The organism is Candidatus Pelagibacter sp. HIMB1485, from assembly GCF_052048055.1.
GTDB lineage: Bacteria > Pseudomonadota > Alphaproteobacteria > Pelagibacterales > Pelagibacteraceae > Pelagibacter.
Genome location: NZ_JBNAIN010000002.1, coordinates 355,291 through 373,037 on the forward strand (window position 1 = coordinate 355,291; position 17,747 = coordinate 373,037).

Sequence of the window (17,747 nt, forward strand, 5' to 3'; positions counted from 1 at the left end):
ATTATCTTTCAGACCACTTAGGTACTGGGTGAATTAACTTAGCAGATGCCCATTTTAATGGAGCAACAACTTTGTTTTCACATTTACCAGCGTCATCACACATTACTTGGAAAAGTACCATTGGCTTATCAACGTTCTGACCGCCAGGTGCAAATTTAATATTTCCATAGAATGTTTGCATGTTAGTAGCCGCAAGAGCATCTCTTACTTTCTTTTGATCGAAAGAATTAGCTCTTTCAAATGCATCTTTGAATACCAATAATGCAGCTGAAGACTCAGCAGATTGGTATGGCGGATCATATCCAAACTCTTTCTCAAAGTCTGCAGCATAAGTCATTCCGTCTTTAAAGAAATCATCTTTATAAGTTAGAGATTTATGCCATTGAGAAGCACAAAGTGCATACTGAGAGTTTTTACCATGTTGTTTTGATAATTTCGCAGCATCACAGTGAGTCATAGCCAACATTGGAACATCAACTTTCATTTCAGCAATTTGTCTGATTGCAGTCAATGCACCTTTAGTATGACCTGATACAACAAGAACATCCGGTTTCATTTGTTTAACTTTAACCAAAGTTGCAGCCATATCATTTAACTCTTTAGGCAGCTTGTCATCAATAATGATCTTAGAACCAGTTCTTTCTGCAGCATCTAAGATACCCAATCTAACGTCCTGTGAAAAAGCATCTTGTTCAAAAGCTTGAGCAATTCTAACTGGTTTTCCACCATTTAACTCAACTGCTGTTTCAATCGCTACATCAAGGTATAAGTTTGCTGGAGCTAATACCGCAAATAGATATTTGTAACCTTTGGTAAACAAAGATCTAGATGCACCATTTGCCTCAACCATTGGAACTCCATATTTTTCAGTCACAGGTGCAATCGCTTTTGTCAAACCTGAACTGTATGGTCCAAGCATAAACTCAACACCGTCTTGTGAAATTAATCTTTCTGCAAGCTGTGCAGCTCTCTTAGGGTTCGACTCATCATCATAGTAGATAATGTCAAACTTATAAGTTTTTCCACCAACTTTAACACCACCCATGCTGTTAATTCTGTCCACGGCCATGTTATAACCATTTTGAGTATGAACACCATTAGATGAGTATTTACCAGTTAAGGAAATTGCAGCACCTAAAATAATTTTGTCACCAACTACCTTTGCAAAAGATGCAACAGAAGTTGAAAATAAAATTACTAATGCAGAAACAAAACTTAAAATTATTTTATTTAACTTCATTTTATTTCCTCTTTAATTAATTAATTTATTATTAATTAAATAAATAAATTGCATACAATGCAAGTGGCAATAAAGACTTAATTTAGATTTAATATTGTTGAGTAATAACAATAATTCCAGCAATAATAACTAAAACACTCGCTGAAATTGTATTAATTGTTTTAGGATTTGCAGTAATCCATTTAATCAATTTTTGTGCAAGTATTGCATAACCAATCAAAGATAAAAAATCTAATACAATGTAAGTTGTAATTAAAATTATAAATTGACTTAAAAGATTAGAACTAAAGTCAATAAATTGCGGAAATATAAAAGGAAAAAACATCCATGCCTTAGGACTAGTTCCTGCAACTAAAAACCCATCTCTAAAAAAAGATAAATTACTTTTTGTAATTTCTTCCTTATCTTTTAAGTTTTTTGGGCGAGACTTATAAATATCATAAGCAAGATACAAAATGTAAAGAACTCCAATCCATTTGAAAATATTAAGAATTAATGAATTTTCTGAAAAAAAAGAACCTATTACAAAAATTACCAAAGTCGCTTGAATTAAATTTGCAGTAACATCACCAAGTGCTGACCAAACACATTTCCCTACACCATAATTCATTGAATAAGAAATTATAACTATTCTTGGAGTACCCGGGGTAATGAACAAAAAAATGATGATTTGTAAGTATAGTATAAATTCTAAAGGAAGCATATTCGTAAAGAGAAGATAGTCCTTAAAAACCGGGAGCTAAAGATGGCTAAGAAGGACTATCTAGGCGATAATATCAGAGGGTAAAAAAAATGCATTAAATTTTTTTTTCAAATATAAAGGGTTTATGAAAAAAAAAGGGTACACCCCGGTTACCAAAGTTAAAAATCCTGAACCAAGCATTGACGACCCAGACTGGATAATTTGGGCAGCTTGGGCAGACCGGATTACTTTTGAGGAAATTGAAAAAAAAACAGGTAAGCGAGAATCTGATGTAATTAAGATTATGAGGAGAGCTCTAAAACCTTCTTCTTTCAGATTGTGGAGAAAAAGAGTAAATCAAAAAAGTATTAAACATAGAAAAAAATTTGAATATTCTAGAAAAGAAATCACTAGTAAAATTAAAAAAGGTGACTATTTGTAAGCTATGAAAAAAATTACTATGTATACAGGTCCGCTATGTAACTATTGTGAAGCTGCAAAAAGATTATTAACAAGAAACAACGCTCCATATAACGAAATTGACATTTCAAAAGTTGAAGGCGCAATGGATGAAATGATTAAGAAAGCAAATGGAAAAAGAACAATTCCGCAAATTTTTTTTGATGAGCAACATATAGGTGGTTATGACGAAGTAAGAGCTCTAGAAAAAGAAAATAAACTTCAAGACTTGCTAAAAAATTAAAATTATTTTTAAGCTTTTGGTTTAAAAACTAAACAGACACCATTGTTACAATATCTTTTTCCAGTTGGTTCTGGACCATCATCGAATATATGTCCATGGTGACCACCACATTTTTTACAATGATATTCTGTTCTTCCATAGCCTAAGTGATAATCTGTTTTTGTTTCAAATACATCTGGCAAAGATTCATAAAAGGATGGCCAACCAGATCCACTTTCATATTTAGTATTTGAATCAAATAATTTCTCACCACAATTTGCACAATGAAAACTTCCTTCTCTTTTTTCATTATTAAGTTCACTTGATCCAGCAAGTTCTGTGCCTTCCTCAAACAAAATTAATTTTTGTTCTGCTGTAAGGTTAGGATTAATTTTTTTTGTCATTTAAATATATTTAGCACAAGTTTGATGCAGTATAGAGTGCAATTCTACTAATTTTTCAAAATCTTTATTGTATCCTCCTCCTAAAACTCCACAAAAAGGTATTCTTTTTGAATAAAAATTTTCTATTACAAGCTCATCTCTCAACTTTACACCTTGATCAGAAATTTTTAATTTTCCTAATCGATCATTAAAATGAATGTCTACTCCTGCAATATAAAATACAAAATCAAAATTTTCTTGATTTAACTCTACTAAATAGTGCTTTAATGTTTTAATGTAAGTGTCATCTTCAGTGTTGTCTTCTAGCTCTACATCTAAATCACTAATTGATTTTTTTGCAGGATAATTAGTTTTTGAATGCATACTAAATGTAAAAACATTTCTATTTTCTTTAAAAATATCTGAATTTCCATTTCCTTGATGAACATCAAGATCTACAATTAAAATTTTATTTGCTAAACCCCTGTTAAGTAAATAATGAGCTGCAACTGCTACATCATTAAATACACAGTAACCGGCACCACCATTGTAATTAGCGTGGTGGCTCCCTCCAGCCGTATTACAAGAAATTCCATAATTTATAGCTAGTTTTGATGCCAACACAGTACCCCCTGTTGCAACCAAAGATCTCTTAACAACACTGTCTACCAAAGGAAAACCTATTTTTTTAACACCATCTTTGTCTAAAGTTTTATTTGTGATGTCTCCTATATATTTTTCAGAATGAGCAAACTTTAATGTTTCAGATGAGCAAGGATAAGGTTTATGAAACTTTTTGACTACATTTTTTTTAATTAAATAATTTGCAATTTCACTAAATTTATTTATTGGAAATTTATGATCATCTCCAATTTTTGCAAAATAATCTTCGTGATTTACAACTGGTAACTCCATGGTTACTCTAAAACTCTGATTGGCTTTCCATTAACACAAGCCTCTAATCCCTCGATCATTTGATTGTAAAAAATACTGTAATTTTCTGCTGTTACATATCCTATATGCGGAGTTAACAAAGCGTTAGGTAAAAATCTTAATTTATTATTTTCAGGTAAAGGTTCTTTTTCATAAACATCAATTCCAGCTCCAGCAATTACATTCGTAGATAATGCTATAATCAAATCATCTTCATTAACTATTGGACCTCTCGAAGTATTAATTAAAAAAGCTGTCTTCTTCATATTGTCTAACTCTTTTAATGTTATGCAATCTTTATATCTCTCTCCACCTTGCACATGAATAGATAAAACATCTGAGTTCTTAATTAAATCATCTTTGCTACATGGCAAGACATCTAGCTCTTTGCATTTATCTAAACTTAAATTTTCACTCCAAGCCATAACTTGCATTCCAAAAGCTTTTCCAATTTTTGCAACTTCACTTCCTACTCTTCCCAATCCAATTAATCCTAATATTTTTCCTTTTAGCTCAACGCCAATAGTAGTTTGCCAGTATCCTTGATACATATTATCAAACTCTTCTTTAAAGTTTCTAGCTAAACCAAGAATTAATGCCCAAGTTAGTTCTGGTGTAGGATTGATATTGATGTCTGTTCCACAAACTATAATTTTTCTTTTTTTAGCAGCATCTAGGTCTATAGATCTGTTTCTTAATCCACTAGTGATAACAAATTTTAAATCACTTAAATTATCAATAAGATTTTTTGTAATTGGAGTTCTTTCTCTCATTATTAAAAGAGCCTCAAAATCAGCTAATTGCTCAATAGCATCTGCTTCGTCAATAAAAGGTTCACTGAAAATTTTAAATTCATATTTTCCAGATAATTTTTCTAAATCAACAAATTGTTGTGCAACGTTTTGATAATCGTCTAATATAGCAACTTTAAGCATTTTAAACTTTCTTATTTGATAACAATATTCCTGTTACAATAAAACAAGCGCCTAAAATATGATAAAACATAAATTTTTCACTAAAAAAAATCATCGCCATTATTGCGCTTAATATTGGCATTAAGTGCAAAAAAACTCCTGATCGATTAGCACCTATCATTGAAATTCCTTTTATCCATAAAAGAAAAGATGCCAAACCTGGAAACAAAACTACATAGGATAAAATTAAAATAAATGGCAAATCTAAGTTAATTCTAAATCCAATTTGATACTCAATAAAATAAACTGGTATTAAAAATATCAAACCAAAGGTGATTACTACTTGAAGCAAAGATATTTGTGTTAACTCATATTTTTTTCCTTTTAATAATGTCGAATATAAAGCCCAAGAAAACATTGCTATAACCATTGTTATATCTCCTTTATTAAAATCTAAATTCTTTAAGATCTGAATATTTGCTTTTGTGATTATCATAATCACACCTGCAAAAGAGAATATTACTCCTATAATTTGAAAAATATTTGTCTTTTCAATTTTTAAAATTGATGAAAATAACATTATCATAACAGGTATAGTTGAGATCATTAAAACTCCACTAATCACTTGAGTAAAATTTAATGAATAATAAACAATAGAATTAAATACTGTAATACTAGTAACTCCTAATATAATAAAAAGCTTATAGTTTTTGATTATATAGTTTCTTTTCTCTAATATTTCAGGAATTGTAAATGGTGCTAAAATTAACCAAGCAAAAAACCATCGATAAAAATTTAGTGAAAATGGTGGAACTTCATAAAAACTTGCAAGTTTACCCACTACAAAATTTCCCGCCCAAAATGTTACAGTCAAAAATAGATATATATAAGCTAGAAAATTATTATCTTTAGTCACTTAACTAAATCTAAGCGAGCTATAAGGTTTTAAATCTAAGTTTGTATTTTCGTTCGCTATCATTCCTGAAACAATCTTTCCAGAAATTGGGCCTAAAGTCCATCCTAAATGATGATGTCCAAAGCAATAATAAACATTTTTATAATTTTTTGATGGCCCCATGACAGGTAAAAAGTCTGGTAAAGTTGGTCTAAATCCTAACCACTCATCCTCATGCTCGGGTAAATCACCAAGCATATATTTTGCATTGTTAATTAAATTTTTAACTCTAGATTTTGACAAAGGATTTTCTAATCCACCAAATTCAACTGTACCAACCACTCTTAATCCTTGTTCCATTGGTGTAATCCCAAAACCACGGTTCGAAAATATTACCGGTCGACTTAATAAATGATCACAGTTTTTAAAATGAACATGATATCCTCTTTCAGTATCTAGAGGAATTTGTTCATCTAAATTATCAGTCAATTTTTTAGAAAAAGCGCCACAAGCAATTACTGCTTTATCAAAAACATAACTTTGTGTTTCAGTTTTAAAAATAGGTTTTTCCTCATCAAATTTTATATCTTTAATATTTACTTTGTTAAACTTTCCACCTTTTTGTAAAAATAAATCAAATAATTTTAAGAGAATTCTTTTTGGGTTTCGAGCATGTCTCGCATAAGGATAGTAAACTCCAGCATGATAGAAAGGTTTAATATGGGGTTCTAAATCATGAATTTCAGCTTTATTTACTAGTTGTTGCTTAACTCCCAATTCATCTCTAACTCTAATTTCTAATTCCCTACTTTTTAAATCTTGATCATTCCAGATATAAAGTATTCCTTTGTTTTCCACTAATCCTTCTAGATCTATTTCATCAAATAATTCATCATAAGCTGGTAAAGCTAAATCTAAAATTTGATGCATATTTTTTGCCGTATGCATCATCTTAGTTTTTGTGGTGTTCATGATAAATTTCATGAACCATGGAATCATTTTTGGAACATAATTCCATTTTAAAGCTAGAGGACCAGTTGAACTTAATAACATAGCTGGAACATCCGCTAAGACATCAGTTCTATTTAAAGAAAGTGAAGCATAAGGCGAGAAATGTCCTGCATTTCCATATGAGGCTGCTTGGCTTCCTGGATTGTCTCTGTCAAATATTGTTACATTAAATCCCTTTTTCTGAAGGAACAATGCATTTGAAACACCTTGAATACCTGCACCAACTATACCAACCTTAATGTTCTTATTCATGAGAATGTTATACAATTAAAAAATTAAATTTTCATAGTGACAAATTATGCTTAATTAAATTAGATTATTTAAGCAATCATCTGTTTATGATTTATCTTAGCACTAAGAACAATTCCGAACCCGATCATAGTTGCTAACATAGAAGATCCTCCATAGGACATTATTGGTAATGGAGAACCAACAATTGGCAATAAACCTAAGACCATTGAAAGATTTACAACAATGTAAATGAATATTGCAAAAGCAAATCCAAAGCAGAACAATCTTGAAAAATTGCTTCTTGAGATAGCACCTATTCTCAAAATTCTAATAATAATAATTGAATACAAAACCAATAATCCTACTGATCCTATAAATCCAAACTCTTCAGAAAATAAAGTAAATATAAAATCAGTATGTTTTTCAGGTAAAAAATCTAAATAACTTTGTGTGCCTTTTAAAAAACCTTTGCCCTCTAAGCCACCAGAACCTATTGCTATTTTTGACTGAATTATTTGATAACCAGCGCCCAATGGATCTCTATCAGGGTCTAAAAAAGTCAATATTCTCAATTTTTGATAAGGCTTTAAGAAAGAAATTACAAAAGGTAGTGATATTAAAAATACTATAAAAGAATAAATAAAATATTTTATCTTAACGCCTCCCAGCCATAATACAATTAGTCCACTTGATGCAATTAGAATTGAAGTTCCTAAATCTGGTTGTGAGAGCACCATAATGATTGGTATTAAAATTATAGTTATAACTGTAATGATACTTGTAACTGAGTTTACATTTTCAATTTTAACCCTGTGATAATATTTTGCTAAGCAAAGTATAATTGCTATTTTCATTAACTCGGATGGCTGTAAATTAAATAAATATAAATCCATCCATCTTCTAGATCCTGATGATTTTATTCCAAAAAAAGAAACATAAACAAGTAAAAGTATTACAGCTATATAAAACAAGTATGATAAGTTGTGCCACCATCTAATATTACAAAACGCAATTAAAATCATTAAAGGGAAAAAAACTACTAATTTACTAAAATGACTTTTTGTATGAAATAAAATTTCTCCACCGTCTGTTGAATACATCACAAATAAACTTAATATTGAAAGTAAAAATATACTTATCAGTAAAATATAATCTAACTCTTTAACCTTTTGCCAAAAAGTAAGTTCGTTATTTAATCTATCGTGTTGAAACATCAAATTTCTATCTCCTCAAAATTTTTTTGTTTATTTCTTAGATCGTTTCTATCAATTATTAATTTGAACAATTCTTTTGCAATTGGCGCTGCGGTTCTGCTTCCCGAACCTCCATGCTCAACTATAATGCTTAATGCATACCTAGGATTAATATATGGACCATAAGCGACATATAATGCATGATCTCTATCTTTATAAGGGATTTGTTCAATTTTCAAATCAAGTTCTCTTTCTCGCATACTAATTCTCTTGACCTGTGCGGTTCCAGTTTTGCCAGCAAATTGGTATTTTGGATCATCTATTCTAGATTTATATGAAGTTCCATATAATTCATTGGTAGAACTAAACATGGCCTCTTGAACGATTTTTATATTTCTGGGATCATTAAATAATTTCTTTTCTTCAGCATACAAAGTTTCTTCTTTTAATTTTCTTTTTGTTTCTTCAAGTGAAGTAGGGTTATTATCAACAATAATTCTTGGTTTAATAGAGTAGCCACCATTAGCAATCTGAGCTGTCATAAGACATAATTGAAGTGGAGTTGTTTGAATGTAACCTTGACCTATTCCAGTTATTAATGTTTCCCCAAGAACCCAACCTTTTCCAAGATTATTTTTTTTCCATTTAGTGTTTGGAAATAAACCTGATTTTTCAAAATCAAAATAATCTCCTAATACTTTTTTACCTAAACCAAATTTTTCAGCTGTAACATTTAGTCGATCTACTCCTAGTAATCTTGCAACTTCATAAAAATAGGTATCACATGATTGTTTCATTGCATTTTTTAAACTCACAAATCCATGACCTTTTTCTTTCCAGCAGTGAAAAGTTTGTCCATAAAGCTCCATCTTTCCAGTACATTTAACTTTGAAAGTTGGACTAACAATTTTATTTTCCAAAGCTGATAAAGCTACAATTGGTTTAATTGTAGATCCTGGAGAATAAAGTCCTGCAAGTGTCTTATTTACTAGTGGTTTTAATGGATTATTTCTAATTAATGCCCAATCATCATTGCTGATACCAAATAAAAATTTATTTGGGTCATAAGAAGGAGAAGAGTACATTGCGATGATATCACCTGTATAAATATCCATTACACTTATAGATCCAGCACGATCATTTAAAAGTTTTCCACAAGCTTTTTGAACCTCAGTATCAACAGTTAATCTTATTCTTAAACCTTGTTTTCCTTTTTGATGCTCAAGTTGATTAATTCTTTTGCCATAAGCGTTTACTTCATATCTTTGAATTGCGTTTGTGCCAATTAAGTAGTTCTCTAAAGTTTTTTCTAAACCTAATTTTCCAATTTTCATTCCTGGAACAAACCTTTCTTGAACTGTTTCATTAGCAAGAATTTCTTCTTCATTAGGTTGACTGACATATCCTAAAATATGTGTATAAGTTTCACTAAAAGGATAATTTCTTGAAATAGTCATAACTGGTTTAACACCAACTAAATCATATAAATAATTATTTATTTTTAAAAAATCACTCCAGGATAAATTTTCAGAAACAATAATGCTTTCCCAAGGTTTTAATTTATTTTTTAATTTTACAATTTTTTCTATTTTTTTATCACTTAGATTGAGTAGAGTTTTTAAACGTGTTAACAAATAATTAAAGTTTTCAACTTGTTCAGGAATAATATGAAGTTGGTATACTTTTAAATTTCCAGCAATCACATTACCAAAATAATCTACAATATCACCTCTTATAGGTGGCAACTTCCACTCTCTAATTCTATTTTTATCTGAAAGAGTAAGATATTTTTTATTTTCATTAACTTGCAGAGAAAAAAGTCTAGCTATAATTCCTGTAAAAATTATTATTTTTGCAGCACCAATAATGAACATCCGTCTATTAATTACGTCTGTTTTTCTAATTCCTGAATTTCCTTTAATCATTCTTTTTAAGTGAAATTTTGCTGTTTAAAATGTTAAATAAAATGAAAAATAATGGATAAAATAAAAAAGTAAAACCAGAGTTTATCAAGTAGCTCATATAATCTACCTGGTATAAAAATATTAAATCCAAAATTATTACTTGAATTGAATTTATAAGTAAAACAGCAATAATAAATGAAAGCCAATCATTTATAAATTTTGGACTTAGTGTAATTTGTCTAATATATGAGGTAATGGTACAGATTAATAAGTAGCAAAAACTGCTTATTCCAATTGGAATACCAATTACTACATCATTAATAATTCCTGCTAAAAAAATTGCAAAGTATCCTAGCTGATCTGGATTTCTTAAAGTCCAAAAAAAAATTAAAATGAAAATAAAGTTAAATGAAAAATAATCTAATTTTAAATAATTAAAATCAAATTCATTAAACACTGAAAAAAACAAAAGAATAATTGGCAAGTATGAGAGGAGTGACCTAAAAAATGTACTTTTGTTTAATGAAGCCATTATTGATCCTCACCTATTTTAAATTCTACAATCTTTACAAAACTTAATTGTCCAAAATCAGAATAAAAACTTAATTGCTCTGAATTGTTTGTTATTTTGCCAACTGGAATACCTGGTTTGAAAATACCAGCAAGACCAGAGGTATACACAACTGCATCATTTTCTATCTGATTTTCTTTGTACTCGTCTTTGGTATATTCTATTATTCCATGATCCTTCCCAGTTCCAGAGACTACAGCTTGTAGAAATGGAGGCTGAATTACCACTGGTATTTTGCTATTTAAATCTGACAGAAGTAGAGCTCTGGAATTTGAATAATTTACCTCAATAATTTGACCAACCAAATAATTGCGATCCATTACTGCCATTCCCATTTTTACATTGTCTTTAGTACCTCTATTCAAGACTATTGATTTTAAATATGGGCTTTCTCTATCAATTAAAACTCTTGCAAATATATCTTCTGAATTTATGCTTTCATCAATCAACCCTCTAAGTCTTTTATTTTCAGCAATTAAAATATTATTTAATACTTTTATCTCATCTGTGTTTTCTATTTTAATTAATTGGTTTTGATGATTTTTATAAAAATCAAGGTGTGATTTAAATTCAGATATTACCTCTTTAATTTTATTTTCTGGAACTGATGCAATGTAAGAAGATCTATAAATTACTTCGTTGATTCCTAATTTAATAAGTTGAATTGGTCTAAAGTTAAAATTACTTAAAATTATTATAATTATAGATAAAACAATTAAACTTATAAGCGAAAACTTTTGTTGATCTTTCTTTTTTAAAAAAACTGATCTTAAGGCAATTACAAAGTCATCTCTGCCTTTTACCATCTTTTAATATTCAGATAACATAGTAGAAAAAGTTTCTTCTTGATCCAAAGCTTTACCAGTTCCAACTGCAACACAAGATAATGGATCATCAGCAACATGCACTGGTAAACCTGTTTCTTTTGAGAATCTTTTATCAATATTTTTTAATAAAGCTCCACCACCTGTTAAAGTAAGACCCATATCTACTAGGTCGGCGGATAATTCAGGAGGTGTATTTTCTAAAGCATCTTTGATTGCACTAACCATTTCTTTCAATATATCATTTAGTGCCTCAGCAGTATCTTCCTCGGTAATATTTACTTCTTTAGGAGTACCTGATCTTAAATCTCTACCTTTTACTGGGTAAGTGTTAGTTCCTGTTGGAACGGCTGTACCCATTTCCTTTTTAATTTTTTCAGCTGTAGTATCTCCGATAAGCAAATTATATTCTTTTCTCATGTAATTAACTATTGCTGTATCCATAGCATCACCAGCAACCCTTAAAGATTTAGAATAAACCAATCCACCTAGTGACATGACTGCTATCTCGCTGGTACCACCACCTATATCAACAATCATTGACCCTGTGGCTTCAGAAATTGGAAGGCCAGCTCCAATAGCTGCAGCAATTGGTTCCTCAATTAATTGAACTCTTCTTGCTCCCGCAGCTAATGCACTGTCTTGAATTGCTTTTCTTTCAACTGGTGTTGAGCCAGTTGGTACACAAATTAAAATTCTAGGATTAGCAAAAGTACTACCTTTATGAACTTTTTTTATAAAGTGTTTAATCATTTCTTCTGTAACAATAAAGTCTGCAATAACACCATCTCTTAAAGGTCTGATAGCACTAATATTCCCAGGTGTTCTTCCAAGCATTGTTTTGGCTTCATCTCCAACGGCTAAAACATTTTTCTTTCCACCTTGATCAACAATTGCAACAACGGATGGTTCATTAAGGACAACACCTTTTCCTTTTAACACCACTAGTGTATTTGCTGTTCCAAGATCGATTGCCATATCTTGACTCCATACTTTTTTAACGCTATCGAATAATCCCATTATATTCCCCTTACCTTTTGACTTTCTTGCTCCATTGGAGCCGTTTTATCTCGTTTAATTATCATTTTATTTAAAGCATTTATGTAAGCGTTTGCAGAAGCAACTAAAGTATCAGTATCTGCTGCTTGACCCACAGTAGTTTTTCCATTTTCCTCAATTTTTACACTTACAGTAGCTTGAGCATCAGTACCTTCAGTTACAGCATGCACTTGATAAAGCTGTAAATTTACATCATGAGGATAAAGAGTTTTTATACATTTAAATATTGCATCAACTGGTCCGTCCCCAGTTTCTGTAGCTTGTTTTACATCTCCGTATACATCTAAAGTCATCTCTGCTTTTTGAGGTTCTCCTGTACCGGCAAATACTTTTAATGATTTTAAGTTAATTGCGCTAACTTTATTATCAACAATTAAACTATCGTCAACTAGTGCAATAATATCTTCGTCATAAACATGTTTTTTCTTGTCTGCTAAAACTTTAAACTTTGCGAATGCATTTCCTACTACATCATCTGTTAAATCTGGATAACCCAAACTGTTTAATTTATCTTTAAAAGCATGACGTCCAGAATGTTTACCCATAACCAATGAAGTTTGTTTAACTCCGACACTCTCTGGCGTCATAATTTCATAAGTCTGTCTATTTTTTAACATTCCATCTTGATGAATACCTGCCTCATGTGCGAATGCATTTTTTCCAACAATTGCTTTATTATATTGGACAGGAAATCCCGTTGCATTTGAAACTATCTTTGATGCCTTGCTTAATAAAGTTGTGTTGATTCCAGTTTCGTAAGGCATTAAGTCTGGTCTTGTTTTAATTGCCATAACAACTTCTTCTAATGCAGCATTTCCCGCTCTCTCACCTAAACCATTTATAGTACATTCAATTTGTCTTGCTCCTGCTTGAACACCAGCTAAAGAGTTAGCGACGGCCAAACCTAAATCATTGTGGCAATGAGTAGATAAAATTGCTTTATCAATGTTAGGAACTTTATTTAATAGAGTTTCAATAATTGTAGTGAACTCAGACGGTATTGTATAACCAACTGTGTCGGGAATATTAATTGTTGTTGCTCCATTTTTAATTGCAAGCTCAACTGTTTTACACATATAATCCATATCAGTTCTTGTCCCATCTTCACATGACCACTCAACATCATCAGTAAATTTTCTTGCATAAGAGACGTGTTTTCCAATTGACTCATAAACATCTTCAGGTGACATATTTAGTTTATGTTTCATATGTAAAGGGCTTGTAGAAATAAAAGTATGTATTCTAAATCTAGGAGCATGTTTGAGTGCTTCGTAAGCTCTGTCGATATCTTTTACTGAATGTCTAGATAATCCTGCTGGAATAGAATTTTTTAAAATCTTACTAACCTCAGAAACTGCCTCAAAATCTCCCGGTGATGCTATAGGAAAACCTGCTTCGATAATATCAATTCCCAATTCATCAAATACCCGAGCAATCTGAATTTTTTCTTCTAAACTCATTGACGCACCTGGTGATTGCTCACCATCACGCATAGTTGTGTCAAATATAAAGACTCTATCTTTGTCGCTCATAATAAAAATTTTTGGAAAATCTATAATACAATCTATAAGAGAGATTGCAAAATAATTAGTGTAAATAGGTAAATTTTTTCGTCCATTTTAGGTGATAAAAATTAATTATAAATAGACTCAATTTTAGGCATCAAGTGTAAAAGTTCTTTTGTGTATTCATGGCTAGGGTTCAAAAATAAATCCTCAGTGTTTGAAACTTCACATAACTTGCCATCTTTTAGAACTCCAATTCTATCACACATTTGTCTTACAACAGGTAAGTCATGGCTAATAAATAAAATTGTTAAATTTAATTGCTCTTGAAGATCTTTTAACAAATTTAATATTTGTGCTTGAATACTAACGTCTAGTGCAGATGTGGGTTCATCACAAACTAAGAGTCTTGGCTGAGTTGCTAAAGCTCTTGCAATCGAAATTCTTTGTCTTTGACCACCAGAAAATTCATGTGGATATCTATCTGCTGATTTTTGAGACATTTCAACAGAGTCTAATAAATCATAGACATAATTATTTAGATCAGTATTAGATATCAAAGGATTGTGAAGTGTAATAGGCTCAGCAATAATATCTTTTACTTTCAATCTACCATTAAGCGATGAATAAGGATCTTGAAAAATCATTTGTATTTGTTTTCTAAATTTCATTAGTTCTGACCTGTTTTTTATCTTCGTAATACAAGTGTTATCAAAAAATATATCTCCTGAAGAAGGTTTAAATAAATTTACAATCATTTTTGCAATAGTTGATTTTCCACTACCACTTTCACCCACCAATCCAAATGACTCACCTTCTTTTATTTCAAATGAAACATTATTTACAGCTAATACAGAATTTTTAGAATTTTCTGTAAAAAAATTGTCATCAAAACTTTTATTTAGATTTTTAACTTGAACTAAATCTCTGTTGGTAATTTCTTTTTTACTCCATCTATTCAAAATTTTGATATTATTTACTTTATTTTTATTATCTTTATCAACTATTACAAATCTTGAGATTTTCTTATTGGTAGGTGGAACTGAACTTACAAGACTTTTAGTATAACTTTGTTGAGGGGTTGTTAATATTTTTTTTGTTTCACCAATTTCGACTAAATTTCCGCTTTTCATCACAGCTACACGGTTGGCTGTTTCAGCAATAACACCCATATCATGAGTGATTAAAATCACAGCTAAGTTTCTTTCTTTTGTTAGTTTTTTAATTAAATCTAAAATCTGTGATTGAATAGATACATCCAGAGCTGTAGTAGGTTCATCAGCAATTAACAACTCTGGTTCACAGCATAATGCCAAAGAAATAACCACTCTTTGTCTCATTCCTCCTGAAAACTGATGAGGATAATCATTAAATCTTTTTTCAGCATCCTTAATTCCAACTTCTTTTAATAGATTAATAGATTTATTTTTTGCATCTTCTTTGCTTAAGTTAAGATGAGTTTGTATAGTTTCAATTAATTGTTCGCCAACTGTTAATATTGGATTTAAAGATGTTTGTGGATCTTGAAATATTAATCCAATTTTATTTCCTCTATATTTAACGATACTTTCTGAATTTTCATGAATATTTAAATCTCCCAATATTACTGAACCACTTGAAACTTTCCCTGGCTCATCAATTAAATTAATTATAGCATTTCCAACTGTGCTTTTTCCAGAACCAGACTCACCAACTAAGCCTAAAATTTCACCTTTATTTACGTCAATATTTACATTTTTAGCTGCATAAATAGTCTCTTTTCGCATTTTATAATCAACACTTAAATTATTTATTTTTAAAAAGCTCATTTTTTTAGTTTTGGATTTAAAGTATCTCTCATCCAGTCTCCTAATAAATTAATTGAAAAAGCTAAAATCACTAAAAAAATTGCTGGAAAAAATGTAATCCACCATTCCCCCGAAAATAAAAAGTCATTACCCAATCTTATTAATGTTCCTAAAGAAGGTGTTGTTGGAGGAACTCCAACTCCCAAAAAACTTAGGGTTGACTCAGCTAGGATTGCAAGAGCTAAACCGATTGTACCGATGACTAAAACAGGTCTCATGATATTTGGTAGAATATGTTTAAACATAATTACTATATTTGAAACTCCAATTATCGTTGAAGCAGAAACGTAATCTTTATTTTTTTCTACCAAAGTTGCTGCTCTAGATACTCTTGCAAACTGCGGCCATTCTGAAATCCCAATAGCAAAAATCAAAACATAGATCGCCATTTCATCATGCATTTCTCTTGAAATTAATCCTCTTGCTATTCCATCAACCAAAAGTGCCATCAATATACTTGGTACAGTCAACTGAACATCTGTAAGTCTCATTACTACCATTTCATATTTTCCACCAAAATATCCAGCTGTTAATCCTAAACCAACGCCAAGAACTAGACTAAATATAATTGCAGCGAAACCAACAATAAGAGATATTCTACATCCGTATAATATGGTTGATAACATATCTCTTCCTTGACCATCTGTTCCTAAAATAAATTGTGCTAAACCATCCTCTGTCCATGATGGTGGTGTAAATGCATCCATCAAAGATAAAGATGATGGATCAAAAGGAGTGTAAGGTGTTAAAAATTCAATAAAAAAAGAACAGAAAAAAATAATAAATAAAATTGCCGAAGATATAATTGCCGTTGGAGATTTTATGAAGCTATGATAGATATCACTATCCTTAATTCTTTCCCATCTTGTTAAATTTAAATTATTATCCACTTGCGGCATCTCCTTTAACTCTAATCCTTGGATCAATAAAATAATACAGAATATCAACTATAAAATTTATCATCACAAAAACAAACGCGATGAAAACTAAATAAGCTGACATAATTGGTATATCAACAAACTGAACAGCTTGTATGAACAAGAAACCCATACCAGGCCATTGAAAAACTGTTTCAGTTATAATTGAAAAAGCAATTAAAGTTCCAATGTTAATTCCTGCTATAGTGATAACAGGTATCAGGCCATTTTTTAGTGCATGTTTGTATTTAATACTATCTTCACTAATTCCTCGAGCTCTAGCAAATTTTATATAATCGGTTTGTAAAATTTCCATCATCTCAGCTCTTACTAGCCTGATAATATAAGTCATTTGAAATAGGCTTAATGTAACTGAGGGAAGAATTATTGCTTTAAGACCTGAAACTGTTAGAAAACCTGTTGTCCAAAATCCTAGATCAACCACTTCTCCCCTACCAAACGAAGGAAGTACTCCTAAAATAACAGCAAATAAATAAATAAATAATATACCAATTACAAATGTGGGGAGTGATACCCCTAGCAACGAAATTGCCAAGACAAAGTCACTTAAGAAACCTTTTCTATTTATGCCTGTGTAGACTCCTAGAAGAGTTCCTGTCACTAAAGCTATTAAAGCTGAAATTACAACAAGCTCGATTGTAGCTGGTAATCTTTCTACAATTAATTCTGATACAGGTCTTCTTAATTGATAAGAAATACCAAACTCTCCCTTGGATGCATTAACTACAAACCTTGAAAATTGTATGTGAATTGGGTCCATTAGTCCCAATGTTTCTCTTAATTCTGCTCTTTCTTCGTCTGAAGTTTCTTCTCCAACCATATTGTTTATTGGATCTCCTACAAAATTAAATAAAGAAAATGAGACAAAGGCAACAACAAGCATTACCAAAGCTGATTGAAACAATCTTTTAAAAAAATATTTTATCAATTTTAGA

General features: G+C 30.6%; 18 protein-coding genes. 2 read left to right on the plus strand and 16 right to left on the minus strand.

Annotated elements, in window-relative coordinates:
- Position 1: 1 nt before the first annotated feature.
- Both ACTTA4_RS04340 and ACTTA4_RS04345 read right to left on the minus strand, forming a co-directional pair.
- The gene (locus tag ACTTA4_RS04340; protein ID WP_440633679.1) at positions 2 to 1,240 is read right to left on the minus strand and encodes an amino acid ABC transporter substrate-binding protein; all 1,239 of its coding nucleotides are present in this window, start codon (positions 1,238 to 1,240) and stop codon (positions 2 to 4) included.
- A gap of 88 nt (positions 1,241 to 1,328) precedes the next feature.
- Positions 1,329 to 1,898 (minus strand): LysE family translocator, encoded by a 570-nt coding sequence (locus ACTTA4_RS04345; protein WP_440633680.1) that lies wholly within the window; start codon positions 1,896 to 1,898, stop codon positions 1,329 to 1,331.
- A gap of 169 nt (positions 1,899 to 2,067) precedes the next feature.
- On the opposite strand from ACTTA4_RS04345, the gene ACTTA4_RS04350 reads away from it, so the two are divergent.
- A complete protein-coding gene (locus tag ACTTA4_RS04350) occupies positions 2,068 to 2,364 on the plus strand; it encodes a TIGR03643 family protein (protein WP_440633681.1) in 297 nt (98 codons plus the stop codon).
- A gap of 3 nt (positions 2,365 to 2,367) precedes the next feature.
- Complete coding sequence (gene grxC, locus ACTTA4_RS04355; protein WP_075506250.1) at positions 2,368 to 2,625, plus strand: glutaredoxin 3; 258 nt, start codon at positions 2,368 to 2,370, stop codon at positions 2,623 to 2,625.
- 8 nt (positions 2,626 to 2,633) lie between these two features.
- Here the strand turns inward: grxC and msrB are convergent, their stop codons facing one another.
- The 14 genes from msrB to ACTTA4_RS04425 form a co-directional block, all read right to left on the minus strand.
- Positions 2,634 to 3,008, minus strand: coding sequence for a peptide-methionine (R)-S-oxide reductase MsrB (gene msrB / locus ACTTA4_RS04360; RefSeq protein WP_440633682.1), 375 nt, complete (start codon positions 3,006 to 3,008; stop codon positions 2,634 to 2,636).
- The gene (locus ACTTA4_RS04365; protein WP_440633683.1) at positions 3,009 to 3,902 is read right to left on the minus strand and encodes a histone deacetylase family protein; all 894 of its coding nucleotides are present in this window, start codon (positions 3,900 to 3,902) and stop codon (positions 3,009 to 3,011) included. It lies immediately after the preceding gene.
- 2 nt (positions 3,903 to 3,904) lie between these two features.
- The gene (locus ACTTA4_RS04370) at positions 3,905 to 4,855 is read right to left on the minus strand and encodes a D-2-hydroxyacid dehydrogenase family protein (protein ID WP_440633684.1); all 951 of its coding nucleotides are present in this window, start codon (positions 4,853 to 4,855) and stop codon (positions 3,905 to 3,907) included.
- Between the two features lies 1 nt (position 4,856).
- A complete protein-coding gene (locus ACTTA4_RS04375; protein ID WP_440633685.1) occupies positions 4,857 to 5,750 on the minus strand; it encodes a DMT family transporter in 894 nt (297 codons plus the stop codon).
- On the minus strand, positions 5,751 to 6,992 hold the full coding sequence (locus ACTTA4_RS04380; protein WP_440633686.1) for an NAD(P)/FAD-dependent oxidoreductase: 1,242 nt from the start codon (positions 6,990 to 6,992) through the stop codon (positions 5,751 to 5,753).
- A 68-nt stretch (positions 6,993 to 7,060) separates the two neighbouring features.
- Positions 7,061 to 8,185 carry a rod shape-determining protein RodA gene (rodA, locus tag ACTTA4_RS04385; RefSeq protein ID WP_440633687.1) on the minus strand — a complete coding sequence of 375 codons (1,125 nt, stop codon included), beginning with the start codon at positions 8,183 to 8,185 and terminating at the stop codon, positions 7,061 to 7,063.
- Complete coding sequence (gene mrdA / locus ACTTA4_RS04390; protein ID WP_440633688.1) at positions 8,185 to 10,089, minus strand: penicillin-binding protein 2; 1,905 nt, start codon at positions 10,087 to 10,089, stop codon at positions 8,185 to 8,187. Before mrdA ends, rodA begins: the two co-directional genes overlap by 1 nt.
- Positions 10,082 to 10,600 (minus strand): rod shape-determining protein MreD, encoded by a 519-nt coding sequence (gene mreD, locus ACTTA4_RS04395; RefSeq protein ID WP_440633689.1) that lies wholly within the window; start codon positions 10,598 to 10,600, stop codon positions 10,082 to 10,084. Before mreD ends, mrdA begins: the two co-directional genes overlap by 8 nt.
- Entirely contained in the window at positions 10,600 to 11,445 is an 846-nt protein-coding gene (mreC, locus tag ACTTA4_RS04400; protein WP_440633690.1) for a rod shape-determining protein MreC, read from the minus strand. The genes mreD and mreC overlap by 1 nt, the downstream gene beginning before the upstream one ends.
- A 3-nt stretch (positions 11,446 to 11,448) precedes the next feature.
- Positions 11,449 to 12,483 (minus strand): rod shape-determining protein, encoded by a 1,035-nt coding sequence (locus ACTTA4_RS04405; protein WP_262590321.1) that lies wholly within the window; start codon positions 12,481 to 12,483, stop codon positions 11,449 to 11,451.
- Positions 12,483 to 14,054: a 2-isopropylmalate synthase gene (locus ACTTA4_RS04410; protein WP_440633691.1), complete on the minus strand. Its 1,572-nt coding sequence runs from the start codon at positions 14,052 to 14,054 to the stop codon at positions 12,483 to 12,485. Before ACTTA4_RS04410 ends, ACTTA4_RS04405 begins: the two co-directional genes overlap by 1 nt.
- A gap of 101 nt (positions 14,055 to 14,155) precedes the next feature.
- Complete coding sequence (locus ACTTA4_RS04415) at positions 14,156 to 15,835, minus strand: dipeptide ABC transporter ATP-binding protein (protein WP_440633692.1); 1,680 nt, start codon at positions 15,833 to 15,835, stop codon at positions 14,156 to 14,158.
- Positions 15,832 to 16,764: an ABC transporter permease gene (locus ACTTA4_RS04420; RefSeq protein WP_425321972.1), complete on the minus strand. Its 933-nt coding sequence runs from the start codon at positions 16,762 to 16,764 to the stop codon at positions 15,832 to 15,834. The genes ACTTA4_RS04415 and ACTTA4_RS04420 overlap by 4 nt, the downstream gene beginning before the upstream one ends.
- Positions 16,757 to 17,740 (minus strand): ABC transporter permease, encoded by a 984-nt coding sequence (locus tag ACTTA4_RS04425; RefSeq protein WP_440633693.1) that lies wholly within the window; start codon positions 17,738 to 17,740, stop codon positions 16,757 to 16,759. The genes ACTTA4_RS04420 and ACTTA4_RS04425 overlap by 8 nt, the downstream gene beginning before the upstream one ends.
- Positions 17,741 to 17,747: the final 7 nt, after the last annotated feature.